16 protein-coding genes and 1 pseudogene are annotated in these 19,906 nt (G+C 51.5%); 1 reads left to right on the forward strand and 16 read right to left on the reverse strand.

The annotated features are described in order from the left end of the window. Positions 1–79: 79 nt before the first annotated feature. From BMX45_RS16835 to BMX45_RS16900, 14 genes are all read right to left on the reverse strand, one after another. Positions 80–1,135 carry an amidohydrolase family protein gene (locus BMX45_RS16835; RefSeq protein ID WP_090910671.1) on the reverse strand — a complete coding sequence of 352 codons (1,056 nt, stop codon included), beginning with the start codon at positions 1,133–1,135 and terminating at the stop codon, positions 80–82. A 29-nt stretch (positions 1,136–1,164) separates the two neighbouring features. Continuing rightward, the gene (locus BMX45_RS16840; RefSeq protein ID WP_090910672.1) at positions 1,165–2,715 is read right to left on the reverse strand and encodes an ABC transporter substrate-binding protein; all 1,551 of its coding nucleotides are present in this window, start codon (positions 2,713–2,715) and stop codon (positions 1,165–1,167) included. A gap of 60 nt (positions 2,716–2,775) precedes the next feature. Beyond that, complete coding sequence (locus BMX45_RS16845) at positions 2,776–3,636, reverse strand: carbohydrate ABC transporter permease (RefSeq protein ID WP_090910673.1); 861 nt, start codon at positions 3,634–3,636, stop codon at positions 2,776–2,778. Positions 3,637–3,648: 12 nt separating this feature from the next. Continuing rightward, positions 3,649–4,569 (reverse strand): ABC transporter permease, encoded by a 921-nt coding sequence (locus BMX45_RS16850; RefSeq protein ID WP_090910674.1) that lies wholly within the window; start codon positions 4,567–4,569, stop codon positions 3,649–3,651. Between the two features lie 190 nt (positions 4,570–4,759). Further along, positions 4,760–7,069: a helix-turn-helix domain-containing protein gene (locus tag BMX45_RS16855; RefSeq protein ID WP_090910675.1), complete on the reverse strand. Its 2,310-nt coding sequence runs from the start codon at positions 7,067–7,069 to the stop codon at positions 4,760–4,762. A gap of 225 nt (positions 7,070–7,294) precedes the next feature. Continuing rightward, positions 7,295–9,253, reverse strand: a complete 1,959-nt coding sequence (locus tag BMX45_RS16860) for a copper amine oxidase N-terminal domain-containing protein (RefSeq protein ID WP_090910676.1) — start codon at positions 9,251–9,253, stop codon at positions 7,295–7,297. Between the two features lie 220 nt (positions 9,254–9,473). Beyond that, the gene (locus BMX45_RS16865; RefSeq protein ID WP_090910677.1) at positions 9,474–10,235 is read right to left on the reverse strand and encodes a CPBP family intramembrane glutamic endopeptidase; all 762 of its coding nucleotides are present in this window, start codon (positions 10,233–10,235) and stop codon (positions 9,474–9,476) included. Further along, the gene (locus BMX45_RS16870; RefSeq protein ID WP_090910678.1) at positions 10,216–10,767 is read right to left on the reverse strand and encodes a PadR family transcriptional regulator; all 552 of its coding nucleotides are present in this window, start codon (positions 10,765–10,767) and stop codon (positions 10,216–10,218) included. Before BMX45_RS16870 ends, BMX45_RS16865 begins: the two co-directional genes overlap by 20 nt. 192 nt (positions 10,768–10,959) lie before the next feature. Then, entirely contained in the window at positions 10,960–11,301 is a 342-nt protein-coding gene (locus BMX45_RS16875) for a hypothetical protein (RefSeq protein WP_090910679.1), read from the reverse strand. 61 nt (positions 11,302–11,362) lie between these two features. Continuing rightward, complete coding sequence (locus tag BMX45_RS16880; protein WP_090910680.1) at positions 11,363–13,621, reverse strand: outer membrane protein assembly factor BamB family protein; 2,259 nt, start codon at positions 13,619–13,621, stop codon at positions 11,363–11,365. A 184-nt stretch (positions 13,622–13,805) separates the two neighbouring features. Beyond that, on the reverse strand, positions 13,806–14,126 hold the full coding sequence (locus tag BMX45_RS16885; RefSeq protein WP_090910681.1) for a hypothetical protein: 321 nt from the start codon (positions 14,124–14,126) through the stop codon (positions 13,806–13,808). A gap of 240 nt (positions 14,127–14,366) precedes the next feature. Further along, positions 14,367–15,584, reverse strand: a complete 1,218-nt coding sequence (locus BMX45_RS16890) for a sensor histidine kinase (RefSeq protein ID WP_090910682.1) — start codon at positions 15,582–15,584, stop codon at positions 14,367–14,369. A 21-nt stretch (positions 15,585–15,605) separates the two neighbouring features. Then, positions 15,606–16,298, reverse strand: a complete 693-nt coding sequence (locus BMX45_RS16895) for a response regulator transcription factor (protein ID WP_090910683.1) — start codon at positions 16,296–16,298, stop codon at positions 15,606–15,608. A 156-nt stretch (positions 16,299–16,454) separates the two neighbouring features. Then, positions 16,455–17,639 carry an acyltransferase gene (locus tag BMX45_RS16900; protein ID WP_090910684.1) on the reverse strand — a complete coding sequence of 395 codons (1,185 nt, stop codon included), beginning with the start codon at positions 17,637–17,639 and terminating at the stop codon, positions 16,455–16,457. 476 nt (positions 17,640–18,115) lie between these two features. Between BMX45_RS16900 and BMX45_RS16905 the strand changes: the two genes are divergently transcribed. Continuing rightward, positions 18,116–18,862, forward strand: coding sequence for a class I SAM-dependent methyltransferase (locus tag BMX45_RS16905; protein WP_090910685.1), 747 nt, complete (start codon positions 18,116–18,118; stop codon positions 18,860–18,862). A 107-nt stretch (positions 18,863–18,969) separates the two neighbouring features. Here BMX45_RS16905 and BMX45_RS16910 read toward each other — a convergent pair. Both BMX45_RS16910 and BMX45_RS16915 read right to left on the reverse strand, forming a co-directional pair. Next, a pseudogene (locus BMX45_RS16910) lies at positions 18,970–19,242 on the reverse strand (SDR family NAD(P)-dependent oxidoreductase); the annotation flags it as partial. Positions 19,243–19,407: 165 nt separating this feature from the next. Next, positions 19,408–19,896: a cation:proton antiporter regulatory subunit gene (locus tag BMX45_RS16915; RefSeq protein ID WP_009589718.1), complete on the reverse strand. Its 489-nt coding sequence runs from the start codon at positions 19,894–19,896 to the stop codon at positions 19,408–19,410. Positions 19,897–19,906 lie beyond the last annotated feature (10 nt).

Genomic DNA, 19,906 nt, shown 5'->3' on the forward strand with positions numbered 1-19,906 from the left:
ACGGCATCTGCCCAGTCCACATCTAGTATTCATTAGTCCCAGAGCTGTTCCATCCAACTCCGCGACATCATCCATTCCCTCAATCCAACCTGTACAACTGCTTCGCATTCTCATAAAAGATTTTCCGCCGCGCTTCCGGCTTCAACCCCCGCAGGATATGGCCAGGCGAGTCGAAATCCCAATGCGGATAATCGCTGGAATAGAGCAGCATGTTCTCGGCATCGATCATATTGAAGAGATCGATGAGATGCTGCGGATTATCCGGCTCCTCGATCGGCTGCGTCGATAAGTAGCAGTGATCCCGAATGTACTCGCTCGGCATTCTCGTCAGCCAGGGCACGGTTGCGCGCAGTGCCTTGTAGTTTTTGTCCAGCCGCCACATCAGGCCCGGCAGCCAGGCTACACCGCCTTCAACCAGAACGACCTTGAGGTTCGGATACTTCACGAACACGCCTTCGCAGACCATGCTCACCAGATGCGCCATGAACATCTGGGAGAGACAGGTGTGCCACTCGATATACCGGGTCGGGTAGCCGGCTGCGGTGGGAGCCGTCGAGCTCCCGCCGCCTTCCGCTCCTGGATGGACCGCGACCGGTAGGCCGTTACGCGCCGCCGCTTCGTAGATCGGGTGATAGTGACGCTGTCCCAGCGGCGACCTCGCCGCACTGGAGATCATCACCTCTACGATATCCGGATGGCTGCCGATCCTATCGATCTCGCGTGCCGCCAGCAGCGGGTCCTGGGTAGCTACCGCCATGGCTCCCTTAAAAGCTTTATGCTTGCCAAGCCACTCGGCGATCAGATAATCGTTATAAGCCGAGCATATCGCCGCTGCATAATCCGGATCATGCGTGGAGGCGATGTTATAGACGACTCCCGTCAATACGGCATAGTCCAGATTGTAGCCTTCGATCAGCTGCTTGATCATATAATCGGGATCGGAGCCGGCCTTGCCTCCCCCCGGAGGGATCGAGTCTTTTTTCATCACGCCGATCGGCGAGTAATACCCTGAGCCTGCATACCCGATGCCGGATGCCGCTACCCGGGAGCGCCAGGGCTCCTGCAGATATGGCAGCAGCGCCCTGTCGTCCTGCTCGTTATGAACGTCGACATCGATGATTTTGGTATCGTCCATTGCCTGATTCCCCCCATCTCCATTAAGAATTACTTGCCGCCGTATGTGCGCGTATATGCGGTGTTATACATGGCAAGGAGTTCGTCGGAGCCGAGTTTCTTCGCTTGATCGATGAATTGCTGATACGTGGAATCGTTAATCGGCGTTTTGCCGGTTACGAACTCCGTTACCTTCTGTTCAAGGAATTTATTCAGATTGTTGAGCTTCGATTTCTCGAGCTCCAGCTCCTCTTCCGTCTTGACGATCTGCTTCGGTGCCGGGACGATATACTGCTCATACCTTGCATTGATATCCTTGCTCTTCTCGCTTAACCCGCGCTCCCACACTTCCCGCGACTTGGCGTTATTCAGCGTGATCAGGTCATACCATACGCCCCAGTCCTTGCGCAGGGCATTAAACGGAGATTCGCCGAACTCCTTGTTATATACCGCTTTGCCATCCTCCATCGTATACGTTTTGCCTTCGATTCCTAAGGACAGATAATTCGTTCCCTCTTCGCTGACCAAATAATCGAGGAATTGGACGGCGCGCTCCTTATCCTTCACTTTGGCCGATATCGCTCGGCCGACGGTGCCAACGACCGGGCGGGAGAACTGATAGTTCTTGATCCCTTCGGCGGCAAAAGAAGGAATCGCGTCCAGCTCATATTCCGCCGTACCGGCACCCCTCGCCTTGGCAACCAAGGATTCAAGATCGGCCTTCCAGAAAAACGTCACCAAGGATTTGCCCGTCAGTATTCGCTCCTCCCACTGCGCTTGCGTCAGCAGCGAGAATTCCGGATCCAGCAATTTTTCCGCATACAGCTTATTCAGGTATACCAGCATATCCTGATAATTCTCATGATACGGCGCGAATGCGTATTGATCCGTGGTTGGATCCAGGTTGTAGAAACCGCTGATGCCGGTAAAGATACGCCCGAAGGTCGTATACAGCCCCGTGTCTCCTACGATCGCATTCGATATGAGCGGGTAGGAGTCCGGAACCTTCTCCTTCAACGTTTTCAGATATTGATAAAATTCATCCACGGTGGTCGGCGCCTGTATCCCGTGCTGATCCATAATGTCCTTGCGGGCATACCAGATAAAGTTGAAGCCCTTGCCTTCCGCATCCCCTTCCAGGACAGGTACGGTATACAAGCCTCCGTCCGTGCCCGTTGCCAGCGCCTTGGCTTCAGGATATTTCTCGTAAAAGGCTTTCAGATTCGGAGCCCGATCCAAATAATCATGGAGATTCAGGAACACCTTCTCCGGCCCATGCTCCCGGCCGTCCTGCGTCGGCACCTGGATAAAATCCGTGGCGGTATTCGTGGCAATCATGATCTGCCTTTTCTCCTCAAGCCCTTCCTGGCTGACGATCTGGAACTTTACTTTGACGCCCGTCTTGGCCTCGATCTCTTTGAAAATATCCCAGTCATCCCGAACCTTGCCCTCCACCCGGTCGTATACGAGCCATGAAAAAGTAACCGGTTTGTCAGGGCTTAACGTCCCTGAATCGTCCTTGCCGCCGCCGGTGCAGCCCGTAACCAGCATCGCGCAGAGCAGGATCATGGCAAGCGCAGTTCTGAACCCCTTTTGCCGCATTCCATAACCTCCTTTTTTTATCATCACATCGTATAGAGATGGATTCCCGAGAATCCATGACTATCCCTTAATGCCGCCAATCATCGTGCCCTGTACGAAATATTTTTGGATAAACGGATAGATGCACAGGATCGGCAGCGTCCCGATCATGATCATGGCGTATTTCAGCGTTTCCAGATGCGTCAGGTCGCCTTCGCCCTGCACGTTCGTGCCGGCGATCAGGATGTTGCGCATCATGATTTGCAGCGGGTACATCTCCCGGTCATTCAAATAGATCAAAGCGCTGAAGAAGGAATTCCATTGATTCACCGCCGTGAACAGGCCGATCGTGACCATTACCGGCACGGATAGCGGCAGGACGATCCGCATCAGAATCTGCATGGATCCGCATCCGTCGATGGCAGCCGCGTCCTCAAGCTCCTCCGGCAGCGCCTCGAAGAATGTCCGCATAATGAACAGGTACCAAGTGCTGATCAGCGACGGAAGGACGATCGCCCAGATCGTGTCCAGCATCCCCAGCTTCTGAACGATCAGGAAGGTTGGAATCATGCCCCCGCTGAAGAGAAGCGTGAACGCTGCCATGAGCAGAATCGCTCTTCGGCCGGGCAGCCACCGCTTCGCCAGCGGATACGCCATCGCCGAGGTTGCGATCAGCGTCAGCAACGTATGCAGGAACGTGTACCGGATCGTATTCCAGTAACTCACCCAGAGATCGGGGTTATAGATGAGCTGTTCGTAAGCGATCAGCGTAATCTTTTTCGGCCACAGCAGCACCGCGCCGCTCGCGACCATGGCATTGTTGCTGATGGAAGCCGAGAATACGTACACCATCGGGTAGGCCATTACCATGATCAGCACAATCATGAACAATATATTGAATACGTCAAACAGCTTCGAAGCGAAGCTTTCCTGCTTTTTCATCGCGCACCTCCCTTACCACAGGCTGGTCTCCGAATATTTGCGTACGACCCGATTGGCCGCAACGACCAGTATGAAGCCTATCGCCGACTGGAACAGGCCTACTGCGGTCGCGAAGCTGAAATCGGCATCCAGGATGCCCCGCCGGTACACAAAGGTATTAATGACATCCGCGGTTTCGTAATTCATCGTGTTGTAAATCAAGAGGATTTTTTCGAAGCTGGCCTCCATGAAATTGCCGAGCGACAGCACGAACAGAATAATCATGACAGGCACCATGCCGATGAACGTAATATGCCGGATCTGCTGCCACCGGTTGGCCCCATCCATCTTGGCCGCCTCGTACAGTGTCGGATCGATGCCGGCAATCGCAGCCAGGTAGAGAATGGTCCCCCACCCGACCTTCTGCCATATTTCGGAGCCCACGTACACCGTCCGGAACCACTCCGGCATGCCGAGAAACATGATCGGCTCGATGCCGAACAGCTTGACGAGCAGATGGTTCACCACGCCCGTGGTCGGAGACAGGAAGGTGACGAGAATGCCCGCGATCACGACGGTCGACAGGAAATGCGGCATGTAGCTGATGTTTTGCACAAACCGTTTGAACCATTTGCTCTTCAGCTCATGGAACAGGATCGCCAGAATGATCGGCGCCGGAAAATGAAACAGCAGATCGTACACATTCAGCATGATCGTGTTGCGAATCAGCTTCCATGCATCGGGGGTGACATAGAAAAATTCAATGAAATGCTTCAGTCCCACAAATTTGCTTCCCAAAATGCCCCGGCCGATCGAATAGTCCTGGAAGGCAATGATGATGCCGTACATCGGCGCGTACTTGAATATCAAGTAGTACAAGATGCCCGGCAGCATCAGCAAGTACAACGCTTTATGCTTTTTCAGAACGTAGCCGATCCGTGATAGCTGCGCCAATAATCCCCACCTCCGATTGAAAGCATTTACATTCGTTTGTTGTTGTCCCCACTATACGAGCCGTGCCTCCTTCGCGTAAAGCAAACATCTTTTCCGTAAGACGCATGTTTTGTTATGCCTGCGCCGCAAGGCTTTCGGCCTGTTCCATGCAAAAAAAGAGACTTCAGAAAATAATGCAGTCTCTTCTTTCCTATTGATGGGAACTCCGGTATTTGGCAGGCGTAATGCCTTCATATCGGCGGAAAGCCCGAATCAAGGAATTCCTCCCCCAATACCCCACCTTTTCAGCGATTTCGTCTATTTTCAAATCGGTTTCAAGCAAAAATTGCTTTGCCTTCATCAGCCGGTACTTCGCGATATATTCCACGTACTTCTCGCCGACCTCTTCCTTGAAGGTTCGACTGAAATGCCCGATGGACATATTCATCATGCCGGCAAAATGCTCGATCGACAGCTCTTGATCGTAGTGCTCGTGAATGTACTCCAGAATCTCCATAAATTGTTGGCTGCGGCTGCTGGAGGCCGGTTTCCGGAACAGAAAGCCATGAATGTCCTGGAAGCATTGCGTCAGCTCGTCCCATGTCATGCAGCGATTCATTCGCTCGAACAGACCGGAATAATAGGGGACGTTCAATTCATTGCGTTCCGACTCTACCGCCCGAATCCAGGTGTTGAGCACATCGGCGAGCAGATATTTCATCTGCACGGCTGCTGCATCCTTGCGCTTCCCTTCCTCCAGCAGATTCAGCACGGAATGGAGCAGCTTGTCATACTCCCGGGTTTTGCACTGGTTGTGGATCCGCTGTACCTCCTGCACGGACAGGAAAGAGTCCCATTGCTGCAGCTCCCTTGAAGGCGGACTGCCGCAAATCTCCACCGTGGAATGCAGTCCCCGGTAATTCAGCATGGCCAGCGCATGCTCATAGGACTGATGCAGCTCTTCGATGGCATGAACGGTTCTGCCGATCCCGATCGTCGCTTTATAATAGACACCGTATTCCAGAAACACGTGCCTGATCTGCTCCGCCATTCGTTCTGGATAACCCTCCGTGATGTGATCATGCTGGATGACGCAAGCCATCAAATCCGGCCTTGTCTGGCAGATCCAGACCATGCCGGGCGCCAGCCGGTGGATTTTGTCCTTCAGCTCCGTCAGCAAAAAGATCTTGGCGGATTCCGATGTCGCATCATAAAACGATCGCTCATAGTGGAAAGAGATGCATAGGACGGTTCTCACCGCCTTATGGCTGTAGGCAAACTCAATCTCCTTGGCATAATACTCAATCGATAAGGCATCACGGTATTGCCCCAGCAGGATTTTCGTGAAAAACTGCTCCTGCACAATCGGCAGCATCCCGTTCACCATCTGGTACAGCTCTTTATTCTCGGTCATGATGAACTGGGAGTAGCGTTTGATGACGTCAAACTCGTTGCCTTCGTAACGCCCCTCTTCATTCGGAGCATGATGCAGCTTCAAGCCATCCTTGATCTCCCGAATCGGCCGGTACAAGCGCCGGCTTAAATAATACGAGGCGAGGGCGCCGACAATGAGGAAGAACAGGAGGAACAACCAGCAGATTAAGCGGGTAATATGGACCGGCTTCATCAATGTGCCTAGATCAACCATGCTGATATAATGCCAGGACTCGTTGAAGCCGGACGCCATGAAGGACAGCCCCATCTTGTCCGATATCGTAAATTGCGAAGCGAAACCATCCGTGCGTATTCGCTGCTGCAGGGCGAGCCGGTCCTGCTCAGTCAAACCGGTCCGGGCGATCACTTGGGCAGTATCATCCACTATGGCCGTGCCCGTGATCCAGCTCTCCGGAATATGAATCCGCTCTTCAAGCTTGTCTCGTTTCACTTCGACCAGGAGGTAAACTTCAGGGGAGGCGGTATTGAACGGGTAACTCATGGAAGCCGTCACGGCATCGGGAGAATCCATGAAATCCATCATTTTCTTGCCGGATAATTCGGCTTCCAGCTGGTGGCGGCGGTTCAGATCCAAGGGATAGCGGGAACGAAAATAATACGCTTTGTTCGTATAGGTTTCGGCATCGATCATTAAATCCTGATGGACAAAATAATAATAAGCTTTCTCGACCAACTCATCCGATTCCAGCTGCTGCAGCTGCTCCCGCAGGGAATGAAGCAGTTCCGGAGGGGGCTGGCTTTCCGGCGACGAAGACATGGGAGCGAGCAGCACGCTCCGTAATCTGGATGTGCTCAGGATATTAATCATGCTTGTCTTTAGCGATTGAAGCTCGGCATCCGTCTGCTCGGAGAACCGGTTCATCACCACTTGGTTAAAACGCTCGGCATCTTTTTCGATGATGCGAACGACAAGCACCTGAGCAAGAACCGAAGCAACAATGACGGGGATGAGAATAAGGAGAAAATAGTTCGCGAACATTCTCCAAAACAGGGTGTGCCTTCTGGGAGGCGGAGTATCGGCGGCCCCCGGCTCAGCCAATCGGTCAGGCGGTGTCCTTCGCTTCATGAATGTCCCCCCTTTGTATTTAAAATTGCAAGTAACAGGGCTTGCATTTACGTTTACTATATTTTGATGTAAGTTATAATATTCGCCGCATAAGGGAGATGGATCGAGCTTGAAGCGGGATCGTATTCGTCCACGAGAAAGGATCGCTTCCATAGCAAAAAGGACCAGGAAAATCCTGGCCCTTATCCGAAACGAGAATATCTTTTTTTGCTTGCTCGTGTGCACTTACTCGTATTCGAATACCGCATCCGGCGTCAGGGTGACATTGGGTGCATAACTCGGCATCTGACCGGTCTCTTGCAAATACTGCTCAACAATCCGAGCGGCATCTACCAAAGAGCTAAGCAGCCAGTCCTCATAAAGCTTTCCGAACTTTTTGTGAAGCCATTCTGAGGTGTATTCATTCGAAAGGGTGAACAGGGAGTAGATTTCACGGACGGTGTTGATATGCTTGCGGCCGTAATCATCCGTCCAAGTCACTTTTTTATTCAAATCCACTTTGCGGATATCTTCCGTTTTGGTTGACAGGATGCCATTCTTGTATTGGTAATAAATGCGCAAGGATTTTTCATATTCATGGCCTTTTAGCAGCCTCCAACCAGCCATGCTTCCGGTCGCAGGGACCGATGACATTTTACTTTTCCCGGCGCTTCCGGTGTTGCCGCTGCTCGTTGCTTTCTTCGGCTCGCCCTTTACGACGAATTGTGCCGCGCCCAGCGTCACGGTCATTTGCTGTTTGGATGCGTCCCATTTCAGTTTCGCACCCAGTGCTGCGGTCAACAGATCCGCGGATACGAGCGTCTCCCCTTTGTTCTGGATCGGAGTGCCTTTCATGTTCACGGTTTTGCCGTTGATCTTCGCCTGCTTGCTTCCTGCCTTAACGGAAAGCTTGGTTTCTCCTACGGTAATATCGAAGGTCTTGGAAGCAGCCTGATATTGGACCGAGCCTCCCACGGCTTGGAACACCGGCTTCAGAGGCAGGTAGGTAATTCCCTTCTCCTGTTTGGCGTTCTCCAGCGGCTTGCCAAGCCCTGAAACGATTTTCACGGACTGCTTCTTGCCCGCGGCCTCGACTGTCAGTGTGACTTCGCCCACACCCGTGATTTTGTATGTTCCTTTATCTCCAGCTTTAATTAAATGCGGCTTGTCTACGGACAAAGCGATCATATTCGCCGGAATCTTGTGCTTCTCTCCGCTGCTGTACTGAAACTCGACCGTTGGCGTGATGGAGCTTCCCACCTTCGGCTTGCTGTTCGCTACATTTAGCGTAACTCCCGTAATGCTCGGAACCGTCACATCATATAACTGTCCATTATCATACTCGGTCCAAGTCCCATCCGATAACCGGGCAAAAAAGCTTTTGGAGCCTTCGATTCCCACAATCTCTTTCACTCCGCTGATTCCCTTCATCGGGGTCATTTCAAATGTTTGCGTGAATACATCCAATCGGGCATTCCACATCGTTCCGTCCTTTTTGACGAAAATCAGTTTCTGTTCTTTACCGAAAGAAATATCAGCCCCATCGCTAATCAAGTTTTGGGACAGGTAAGTCGTGCTGCCATTGATTCGAAGGGTACTGAACAGCACAAGTCTTCCGTCATTGTACAGAATAGCGGCATAGTCTCCGGCAACCTTGATTTTGCGGATCGCGCCCACGTCCGCTGCTTGACCCAGAACCACAGGCTCCGGCGTATAAGCACGATTATGGTATAAGACCGTCCCCGACTGGGTAACGCCGCCGATAATCCCGTTGTTCTCGTCAAAAATGGAAATCCCCTCAAACCCCTTTACCGTCTGCGGCTTGGAATCAACCATGCGATGGACGAAACCGTCAGAGGTCAACCAGTAACCTTGTCCAACCTGTTTCACATGATTCGCACCCGCTACGGCCTGATATCCCGCTTCCCCCCACATGACCAGTCCTCCCGCGTTATTGACACCGAATCCGTATCCGCTGGAGCCCGCGATGAACTTCAGATCTCCCCCCATCGGAATCGGGATTCGGTTGATGGGAAGACGGCTGTACGTAATCCAGACCGTGCCGTCCTCCATCAAGGGCGTGCCATCGGGCAGCAGCATTGCAATCTTGGCGCTTGCCTTGCCCGGCTCGCCATATGCTGCACCGGCCACGCTGGGAACCATCACGCAAACCGCCAACAGCAGAACCAACATTTTCTTGAACATGAATGAACCTCATCTCTTATCAGAATGTAAGTCTTTCAAATCTAGTTAATTTGAACCAGGAATATTATACCATTCGATAGAAACGAAGCCTAGATAAAAAAGACAACCGGACATACATCCCATTCGAGAAGATGCATTATACGGCTAGTCTTATAAATTTAGTTCCAATAAAGTTAGTTCAATTAAATAGACAGATCATGCTGAACCGTTAGAATATTATCTAGCTCGCTTGATTTGCGCTGGCTGATACGACAGGCCTTCTCAGCGACAGTGACAGCCAGACACAGTGAACGGCCAGCACCAGCAAAAGGAACAGATCGTAGCCGATAAATGCGTCACTATTGTCATTACCTACAAACTGGATAAAGTTGTGAAGGAAGTGGAAAAGAATCAGAGGGAGAATATTTTTGTTCTTCACCATCAGCAAGGCGAGTACAGTGCCTATTAGCAGAGCATATACGATCTGTAAAATCGTTTGGAATGCATCCTGCCCCGATAAGACGTTCAGTACATGCGTGACAGCGAACAGGATGCTGGAGGTGATCACGGCCGTTTTTATGCCTTTTGGCAGCAGCGTCTTCAGAATCAATCCCCGATAAATGCTCTCCTCCACAAAACCAACGAGCAGGGTAAAGAATAGAAAGAACAGGACTTCCGAAGCGCTGATATCGTGCATTCCTTTGAACGAGATGACAATCAGAATAAGGAGCAAGGGAGAATAGTAGACCCAACCGTTGGCTGGAATACTGCTGAGTTTACGGAAACCGAGCGCATTCCACTTCTTCTTCCATGTAAAATATGCAATCATCACCAGAGTGATGGGGATAAACGAGATCAGAACGGGCGAAGTATAACTTAATTCCTTGATGGTCGCATAGGCTCCGGCTGCAAATACGGCTAACAACAGCAGAACCTCGATAATGACTACAGTTAAAATCGGTCTTTTTTGTGAAAAAGAAGCCTTAGTTCTCGGGTTTGACATGGTTCAAATCCTTCCTCTCCATAATATCCCTCAACCATTGCCGTTCCATTTGAAAATGATTCAGCCCATAAGACAGAACCGATACCCGATAATAGTAATTTTCCGGGTTTTCAATATCAGCCAACTCTCCCGCCACGACGCTCTGTACTGCTTCCAGCATGTGAATTTCCTGATCCAGCTTAAATAGATATTCAGCCAAACGTTTTTGGCGAAGGTCTTCATCCAAATAATCAAAAAAGAAAATGCGGATCAGTTGCTCATTGCGTCCTGACTGCATCGGTCCCGACAACCACTCGAGGAACGCGATTCGACCACTTGGCAGCAATGTATACAGCTTCTTATTCTTACTGTTATCGGTTTCGGTCAACGTAACCATACCTTTGTCCGCAAGTCTCTTGAGCGCAGGATAAAGACTGCCGTAACTCGCCTTGTAGAATGTGCCTACCGTGCTGTCGATTGTTTTCTTAAGATCATAGCCGCTCATCGTTCCTTCCATCAGCATGCCGAGGAGAATGTACTCCAACAAAATCATCACCACATTTCAACAATGTATCTATTTGATATATCCGTTCGATATATTTATAATACATTATTTTAAATTGGAGTCAAGGGAATTCTTAACATTTTTTCGTTTTCTAATTTCATCATAAGCACCCTCCCCAAAAAAACGCCCCCAGCATCTGTTTCCAGACACCAGGGACGCTCATCGTTCATCTGCATTCATTTATTCCATGCGCTCAAACACCTTGAATCTTCGGCCTTCCTGCAAAGCCACCAACGTATATTCATCGACGACATAGATTTCCGTGCCTTCGGGCAGCTCGTTCGACGATAAATGCGTATCCGGATATTGATCAGGCTCGAGCCGCTTCTGGATCGTACCCGCCAAGGTCAATTCCGACTCCGCAAAAGCCTCGGCACCCTCAGTGCCTTTTCCGATATACTCTTGATCATCGTATTTTACCAGAGACGCATAACTGGCCGACTGCTTGCTGCCGCAGCCCAAGCATAGGATCAACAATAGGCTGATGACCGGAAGCCCTGCTAACTTAATTCTCTTGCCCATAAGTCTTCCTCCTTTACGGACGTCTCCCTGCCCTACGGTCTTTGTCATCTATCAATAAAAGCTATAACAGCTCATCCAAGCGTTCCTTTAACGCTCGGGCATCATAACGAATAAAAGCTCCGTTGACCGTGCCGACGAGCACTTCCTGATCCGTTACGTTCAGCGCGCCGTTTTTGGCATAGGCCTCTCGCAAATCGACGTTGCCGGTGATCACGTTATGCAATCTGCCCAAGCTTCTACCGTCTTCCTTATGCAACACCACAAGATCGCTTCCCAAACTTATCAGCAGGTACGAATCCAGGATTCCGTAGCTGCTGCCAACCAGATGGGACAGATCGTCCCCCGCTTTGGACGTGGTCTCCATCTTCCATAGGATGCTGCCGCTCTCTATATCTACCGCAGCCGGAATGCCGTTCAAGGCAAGATAGATTCGCGCTCCCTCGATGACGCCACGGGTGGCCTTCCCTTTTATTGTCCACAGTTCCTTATCTTCAAGGCGGTCATACAGTACGCTTTCGTAAGCGGCGGCCCCGCTGAAATACTCCCCGCCAAGCGCACGCTGCACCAGCAGATACCGCTCATTCAGCACCTCGAACCTTTCCATCTCAAGTGCCGGATACGTGTCTTCGCGCACGCCGGTTTCCGTATTGAGCAGAACCCATTCCTTGCCAAGCAGCATCCATCGTGTTGTCATATCCGCTGGCGCAGTTGGAGCGTAACGATAACCTCCGGTAAAATACGGATCTCGGAACGGATCGTCCATCACCCTCTTGCCGACCTTCACATGCCAAGCCGCTTTGCCGGTGACCGGATCGTAAGCGGTAAGCTGTCCGTTTTGCTCGATGAGCACGTACGGATCGTCTGTTCCTGCATTCAGCAAGCGGTGTTCGCCGGACAAGGTCTTTTTCCAACGCAGCTTACCGGTATCCTGATCCAGGACGCTCAGCACGCTTTTGGTTTCGTTCATGTTCAAAGCTTCATCCAGTATGATCGCATCGGCCGCCGCCGTCATCGTCAAGCCGAAATCGTTCTTGGGCTTAACCTCCCATAACACGTTGCCATCCGACAACCGGATATGCCGCACGCGGGCCACGTAATCCTTAACCTCCGGGTTATATGCCGAGTACATCGTGACATGCTTCCGCTCCCGATCTGTAATGGCCGTATACCAGCCGAACCCGGCATCCTCCTGCCACAGTTTCTTGCCGGTGCCCCGGTCAATTGCATACAAGGAAGAATTATCGTGCATTCCGCTGAACCCGCCGTCATCTCCCTTAACGAGCAGGACATCCTCGTTGGCCTCCATCAGGAAGGTGAAGTTCAGATTGCCCTGATTTCGCCAATCGGGCTCGGCTGTTATGGTCTTCCGCAGCGGCAGGACGTCCAGACGATAGGTAAACTCGTAATCATCGCCAGGATTGTAACTCCGCTCGAAGGATCCCGCCGAAGGGATTACCCATTCGCTGGAACTCAGCTTTCCGGATGGGGAGAACGTCACGGTATAATGGGCGTCCCGCTGCTCATATCTCCAGGTCTCGCCGAGAATCATCGGTTGATTGGAGCTCGATTCCTGATTCCGCGATGTCTCCCTCGCCTGCGGTTCGCCTAGCAGCTTTTTCACGTACGAAGAAGGGGTCCCTTTCTTAAAAAGAAACTCCGTCAAGTTGCGCACCACATCCGTCGCTACTTCCGAATTGCCACCAAGAAGCGCTTCAGGCATCACCTTCTTGGCTGTCGTGTCCTTCCCTTGTACCCACATCATCGCCGGGCGGTAGATCCGGTAATCTTCCTTCCACTTGGAGGGAGCGACCATAACGCCGTACCAGTCCTTCCACTGGGCTACGGCGATGAGGGACGTTCCCGTCTGGGATACCGGCCATTTCACCGCGCTTCCGGGAGCCAGGTATATGCTGCCGCTGCTGCGCAGCTGAAGCGAGAGCGGGGAAATATCGTTCACTTTGGCAGCTTCCTTGGAAACATACCATGTCGGGAGCCACAGGTCCCCACGAGAATCGGACTTGATTAATGCCATTTCCCCCTTCACGGAGTGAAGCCGGAGCGATTCTCCCTTGGCCCCGTAATAGCTGGCCTTGAGATTCCTCAGATGGCTGTTCTTGCTAAGCGCATTAGGGAAAAAAGCAGCCCTCTGCTGAAGCGTGACGCGTTGACCGGATGTAAAGCTCCCGGCTCCGGCAGCATCGGCGAATACGGGACGAGCGCCCTCCTGCGTCTGCTGAGCCGGAAGTCCGACGAGTGAAATGCAGGCGGCTGCCGTTATTCCGATGAATAGTCGCTTACGGATCGAAACGCGTGTACTCACAAGAAACCATCCTCTCCCATACAAGCATATATATTGTAAACGCTATTATAAGACAATATGTTCCAAAATCAAAACAAAAAAAGCTCCCTTCCGGAAAAGGAGCCATTTCAACGCGTGTATGAACGGGCTATTCCCGTTATGATAGTTCCGCGGATGATCCGAAGCAGGCTCGCTCTCTTCAGCATCAGCGGATATTCATTCGCCAGGCTGAATCAGTTACGCTTCGGCTCTGCGTTTGCCTGCCTGTCATGATTCTGGCGCGATTAGACACGCCCTCCGATAAATCCCCCCATATTTGACCGATAAAGGATGCGGGGGCAATAGACGAGTCTCGATTGCTTTCTGATGCCGCCCCGCCGATGGATCGCTCCTCAATCTGCATATTAGCACGGAATGCACTGAACTCTGCGCATCCCGATAATAAAAGGACACCAACCATCACAATCATAATCTGCCATGCCACCACGAGCCTGGCGTTCCGTTTCGAGAAACCCAAGGATTCCATCCGACTTCCTCCTTATGTACGTTCTGAAGGAAAGTATAAAGAACATATCTTATCAAACAGCGGGGCAAGTTCTTAACGAATGCTTAAATAAAACTGAACAATTCCATAGTGACCTTGCAGCAGCGAGCGGGGAGCCCTTCGCAGGATCATATAAAAACGCTCCCTCGAAGGGAGCGTTCGCTCGGGCTGCCTCTATGGCTTCGCAATGCGAACGCCCACCGTGCGGCAAGCGAACTGCTGCTACACGACTTTGGGAAAGCGGGTTTCAAAGGTCGTCCGCTGCCGGTCGCTCCGAACCCGGATTTCGCCGCCCTGGACCTCCACGATGCTCTTTGTGATCGCCAGTCCCAGGCCCGTGCCCCCGGTCTGCTTCGAACGGGAAGCCTCCACGCGGTAGAAGCGATCGAAGATGAAAGGCAAATCCCGCTCCGGAATCGGATCGCCGTAGTTGGTGAAGCTGATGTTCACCTGACCGCCAACGCTGCGGACGGCGATGTCGATTCTGTGCCCCGACTCCCCGTACCGGATCGCATTGGATATCAGATTCTCGTAAGCCCGGACAAGCTGGGCGCCGTCTGCCCGAATAACGAGGCCTTCCTCCGCCGCAAGCTTGCATTCCATCCCGGCTTTCTCCAAGGACGGAACGAATTCCTCGATCAGCTGTCTCATGAATTGAGCCATATCGATCTCCCTAATATCCAGCGGAAGCCCGTTATTGATCCTCGTGTATTCGAACAGGTCATCGATCAGCTTCTTCAGATTCTGCGCTTTCTCATAAGCGATATTCACGTAATACCGCAGCTCTACTTCATCCTGGTACCGGTCTTCCTCGATAACCTCCAGAAACCCCAGTATCGATGTCAGCGGCGTCCGCAGATCATGGGATACCCCCGTGATCAGATCATTCTTGGTTTTCTCCGCATGGCGCTCTTCCAGAATGGATTGGTGAAGCTGCCTGCTCATCTGGTTGATGCTCTCGGCCACCTCGCCGAGCTGGCTGCCTGAGCGAACAGGAATCTCGGTATCGAAATTCCCCTTGGCAATCTCGCGGAGGCCACGCGTGATTTCCTCCAGGTACGCGTTCAACTGCTCGGTCATGCGGTTAATGCCGGCAGCGACGGCGCCTACTTCGTCCCGGGTGTCGAGCTCGATTCTGGAATCGAATCGTCCGGCCGTGATGTCCTGAAGACCGGTCTCTACCTTCCGCAGATCCAGGGCAAACCACCTCGTGCTCATATAATAGCTTGCCAAAAAAAGAACGACGCCCGTGACCAACATAACCGGCTTCGAACCGAGGTTATTGACGATCCAGGCAAGCGGCGGGTTGATGGCCGGAATGGAGAGGACCAGCGTGCTTAACGCATAGAGTATGATAAGCAGGGCGGCCGCGATGCCGATGCTGGCGAGCAGCATAAGCAGCATCTTCAGACGGATGCTATGAAGCTTCATTCCTTTCAAGTCAGTCACCTCTGGTTAAGTTTACTCTATTTTGTAACCGATCCCCCATACCGTCTTAATGTATTCCGGCTGCTGCGGATCCTTCTCGATCTTCTCGCGCAGCTTGCGAATATGGACCATGACCGTATTCTTCGATTCCATGAACGGCTCGTTCCATACCTCGGTATAAATCTTGTCCATGCTCAGCACGAGTCCGCGGTTGATGGCCAGCGTATGCAGCAGGGAGAATTCGCGCGGCGTCAGCTTAATCTCCCTGCCGGCCACCGTTACCCGGTGGGACGCGACATTGAGGATCAGCTCATCGATCTGGATTTCGTTCTCGTCCCGTACCGATTGATTGTTCAGCTGTTTGTACCGGCGGAGCTGCGATTTGATCCTTGCGACCAGTTCCAGCGGACTGAACGGTTTGGTCACGTAATCATCCGCGCCGATGCTGAGTCCGGCGATCTTGTCAATCTCCTGGCTCTTGGCGGACAGCATGATAATGGGCGTGTTGTTCTCCTCCCGGATCTTCATGCATGCCTGGATGCCATCCATCTGCGGCATCATGACATCGAGAATGATTAAATCCACTTTATGGTTTTTTAGAATCTCCAGCGCTTCCAGGCCATGAGATGCGGTGAGCAGCGTATAGCCCTCATTCCTGATGTAAATCTCCATCAATTTCAAAATTTCGGTTTCATCGTCAACCATCAGTATCGTAACTCCAGACATGGCTCCTCCTTGATCATAAAGCGGCAGTCAGCATAACGCCTTTTACGTTCTCTTGCTCCACGGATGTTGTCAGGCCGGGCGATGCTGCTGTTTGGGTTTCCTTTCGCCATGGCCATGCCTCGTCGGGTATACGTCCTATTCTTGCTGCGAATCAGGCTAGGAACCGGAAAGCGGCACAGCCGGCGTATCGGTTGGCTTACCCGATCTCTTCGCCTTCGGAATATTACCGAAAATCACCCATGAGCCCGGTATATATCGAACCGTCAATTCCACGACGATCCATGAACAGCCTAAGGCTGCCGCAAAACCGCCTGCATACCACAGATGGGTCAGGATCGAGTTCCCCGTGGTTAGCGGGAATTGACGGTAGACGAGCAGAAAGAACGGATGGATGAGATAAATCCCGAAGGATACGGCCCCCAGTCTCTCCAGCGCGGGCGTCCATCCGCGTACCCCGGCCCGGTAGAACAGAATGGCGAACTGGAGCAGGACAAGCGCCCCAAAGTAAGTATGCATATTCCACAGCAGCTCGTACAGCGTTGAATTATATCCGGTTCCGTGAAGACGGTTGTTGAAATAAATGTACACATGGCCGAGACCGGCAGCTGCCCATGCGATCCACAGCATCGTCCAAGCCGCGATGCGGTAAGGCTGTGCGTTGGCACGGCTGATCACAAGCCAGGCCTTCAGTTTCGGATAATAGATGCCGATAAAAGCGCCCAGCATGAAGTAAGCTATATAGGACAAGGCCCAGCTTCCCTTATTCGGCACCTGCCAATAATACTTATTCATCAGTATAAACGTCCACTGGATCACCAGTCCAATCGGTATTGCCCATTTCGCAAGCTGCGGCATCTTCTTGAACAACCACAGCACCAACGGAAACAGCACATAAAACTGAATGCTGATAAACACGAAGTACAGATGCGTATACGCTTTGCCCGTCAACAGCTTTTGAATAAAACTCTCCATCGTCTCGCCAAACGGCCTGCCTTGATAATGCAGATAGTGCAGCAGCCCGAAGTAAAACACGGAAAAGAGCGTATACGGGATGATGATGTACAGCAGTCTTTTTTTGTAGAATCCGCCGATCAGCTTCTTGGTCGTAGGGCGGTCATAATAATTATAGAAGAGTACCAGGCTGCTCAAAAATATAAACGTCGGCGTTCCGTATTTCATGAAGATGTTCATAAAATTGTAGATGAAAAAGTATTTGGAGTCCGTCATGGCCGATACGGCATACGATGTCGAGTGAACGGACAGCACGCCGATAATGGCGAATGCGCGGACCAATTGCAGCTCGGGAAGACGCTCCCTTGGCAGAGAATTCATTTTGTTCATGGCAGTACCCTCTCATTTCGAAGTCCGAATTTTTCTCGTTCCTAACCGAAACGAATTCAATCAGTATAGTAGACATTTCTTAACGCCTTACTTCCAAATTCTTATCAATTGCTTAAGATTCTGGTGCATGCTCCTAATAAAATTCTCCTTGATCCCGAAGAATCCTTGGTCTTACAATAAGAAAAATATCTATCGACGTACTTTCTCAGAAGACAGACCGCGTATAGCGGAAGTTTTTCTTGCGAAATAAGGATGGTAAGCCTCTGAAGCTTATGCTTTTCTTATCTCTTAAAAATAATCTTTCAGAATTGGGGTGAATGGGATGCTGATTAGGATCCTTGCCGTTCGAAGTAGCTAGGCCCGGTCTATCATACTGGACCGGGCCTAGCCAGAATCACAGTAACTGGGCGAACGAATAAGAGACGATCTGTTGTCAGCATCCCATTTTATCTCAATTGAAAAGGTGAACCATATATATGAAATCACAGGAATACAAGTCATTTTATGATATCGTAGGAGCCCTAAACGGCTGGGATTTCAGCAAGGTCAGATGGATCTCGGAAGGCGTGGAGTGGAATTTTTACGATGAGGTTAGCAAGCGGTGCACATCATCCGACGCTCTGCTGGATATCGGCACGGGAGGCGGAGAGAACTTGTTGTCCATCGCCTCGAAGGCGGCATTGCTGGTTGGAATCGATCTTTCCCATGCGATGATAGAGACTGCCCGGAGTAATAAACGGAAGGCTGCGGCTTCCAACGTACGCTTTATCCAGATGGATGCAAGGGTGCTTCAATTCCCGGAGGCGTTTTTCGATTTGATTTCATGCCGGCACTCCCCTTTCCGTGCTTCGGAGGTTGCCAGGGTATTAACCGATGATGGCGTGTTTCTAACGCAGCAGGTTCGCGAATGCGATAAAGCTAATCTGGCCCAAGCCTTCGGCAGAGGACAAAATTCCCGCGAAGACGGCGCTTTAATGGAGGAATACAAGAGGGAACTTCAACTCGCAGGGTTTCGCGATATCCAATGCGCCGAATATGATGCCGTCGAGTACTATGAGCGTGAGGAGGATCTTATCTTCCTGCTCAAGCACACGCCCATCATTCCCGGATTCGGACAGGAGGAATCGGATTTCCGCATCCTGCAGCAATTCATCGAAGAGCATCGCACAGATCGCGGAATCCGGACGAATTCCGCACGGTTTATGATCGTGGCACGGAAATAGCCGGTCCTCCATGGTTATCCATAACCCGTAGCCTACGGTCATTAAACAGAAAAAGCGCACAAGGGGCACAGCCCTTGGCGCTTTTTTTAGAAAATCGGCATCGTATATTATCTCAGCATGATGGAACCGCCGTCCACCATCAGCGTTTGGCCGGTCATGTAATCGGAATCGGAGCTAGCCAGGAACACGGCCACGCGACCGATATCCTGCTTGGGATCGCCCATTTTTTTGAGCGGAATCTTATCGACCATTTCTTGATACGCTTCCGGAAAGGCCTGCTTCCATTGCTCTACGCCCGGCGTCAGCGCGATCGGACTGATCAGATTGACATTGATGCCGTCCGCTCCCCACTCGTTGGCAGCCACGCGTGACAGCCCCCTCTTCCTCGAAAATGATAGCCTAACTATCAAAAATAGATCATTTCGCGGAAAATTTCAAAATTAAAGGATCCACGCAAAAAAACAAGCCCCTCACCCATGGAGGAGCTTGCTGCTTACGTGTTACGACAGGATCAACTAAAGACCTGTGAAGCTATTCGTTCGTTATTAGCCGTTGACCAGCAGTTCTTTCAGCTGCTTGATCTGCTTGCGCTCGCCAGCAAGCACCAGCGTCGATCCCGCCGTCAGGATGTCGTCCGGACCGGGATTGATTTTCTGCTCTTTCTTGTTCACAATCGCTAATACATTAGCGCCAGTACGTTGACGAACCTGAAGCCCTGCAATGGATTGTCCCACGCATTTGTAATGCGGCTCGATTCGCGCCCATTCGATGATCAAATCTTCGAGCGTCACTTCGATGGTCTCCAGCGCTTTCGGTTTATACGTCATGCCGCCGATAATGCCTGCGATTTGTCTTGCCTCGTCATCCTCTAATGTAATCTGGGAGATGGTCTCCTCAGGATCGTCATCTTCAAAGTGGTACAGTTCTCTGCGGCCATCGTCATGAATAACAACAACCAGCTTATCCCCTGATCTCGCCTGAATAAGGAACTTCTTCCCGATACCCGGCAGATCAGATTCGCGAATAATACTCATGTGTAAATCC

The sequence above is a fragment of the Paenibacillus sp. cl141a genome (assembly GCF_900109305.1).
In the GTDB taxonomy this organism is placed as follows: domain Bacteria; phylum Bacillota; class Bacilli; order Paenibacillales; family Paenibacillaceae; genus Paenibacillus_AQ; species Paenibacillus_AQ lautus_A.

Bases quoted from the DNA above. Each gene is read 5' to 3' on its own strand.
- BMX45_RS16835 (WP_090910671.1), bottom strand. From the start codon at position 1,135: ATGGACGATACCAAAATCATCGATGTCGACGTTCATAACGAGCAGGAC.
- BMX45_RS16840 (WP_090910672.1), bottom strand. From the start codon at position 2,715: ATGCGGCAAAAGGGGTTCAGAACTGCGCTTGCCATGATCCTGCTCTGC.
- BMX45_RS16845 (WP_090910673.1), bottom strand. From the start codon at position 3,636: ATGAAAAAGCAGGAAAGCTTCGCTTCGAAGCTGTTTGACGTATTCAAT.
- BMX45_RS16855 (WP_090910675.1), bottom strand. From the start codon at position 7,069: ATGAAGCGAAGGACACCGCCTGACCGATTGGCTGAGCCGGGGGCCGCC.
- BMX45_RS16860 (WP_090910676.1), bottom strand. From the start codon at position 9,253: ATGTTCAAGAAAATGTTGGTTCTGCTGTTGGCGGTTTGCGTGATGGTT.
- BMX45_RS16865 (WP_090910677.1), bottom strand. From the start codon at position 10,235: ATGTCAAACCCGAGAACTAAGGCTTCTTTTTCACAAAAAAGACCGATT.
- BMX45_RS16870 (WP_090910678.1), bottom strand. From the start codon at position 10,767: ATGATTTTGTTGGAGTACATTCTCCTCGGCATGCTGATGGAAGGAACG.
- BMX45_RS16875 (WP_090910679.1), bottom strand. From the start codon at position 11,301: ATGGGCAAGAGAATTAAGTTAGCAGGGCTTCCGGTCATCAGCCTATTG.
- BMX45_RS16885 (WP_090910681.1), bottom strand. From the start codon at position 14,126: ATGGAATCCTTGGGTTTCTCGAAACGGAACGCCAGGCTCGTGGTGGCA.
- BMX45_RS16895 (WP_090910683.1), bottom strand. From the start codon at position 16,298: ATGTCTGGAGTTACGATACTGATGGTTGACGATGAAACCGAAATTTTG.
- BMX45_RS16900 (WP_090910684.1), bottom strand. From the start codon at position 17,639: ATGAACAAAATGAATTCTCTGCCAAGGGAGCGTCTTCCCGAGCTGCAA.
- BMX45_RS16905 (WP_090910685.1), top strand. From the start codon at position 18,116: ATGAAATCACAGGAATACAAGTCATTTTATGATATCGTAGGAGCCCTA.
- BMX45_RS16915 (WP_009589718.1), bottom strand. From the start codon at position 19,896: ATGAGTATTATTCGCGAATCTGATCTGCCGGGTATCGGGAAGAAGTTC.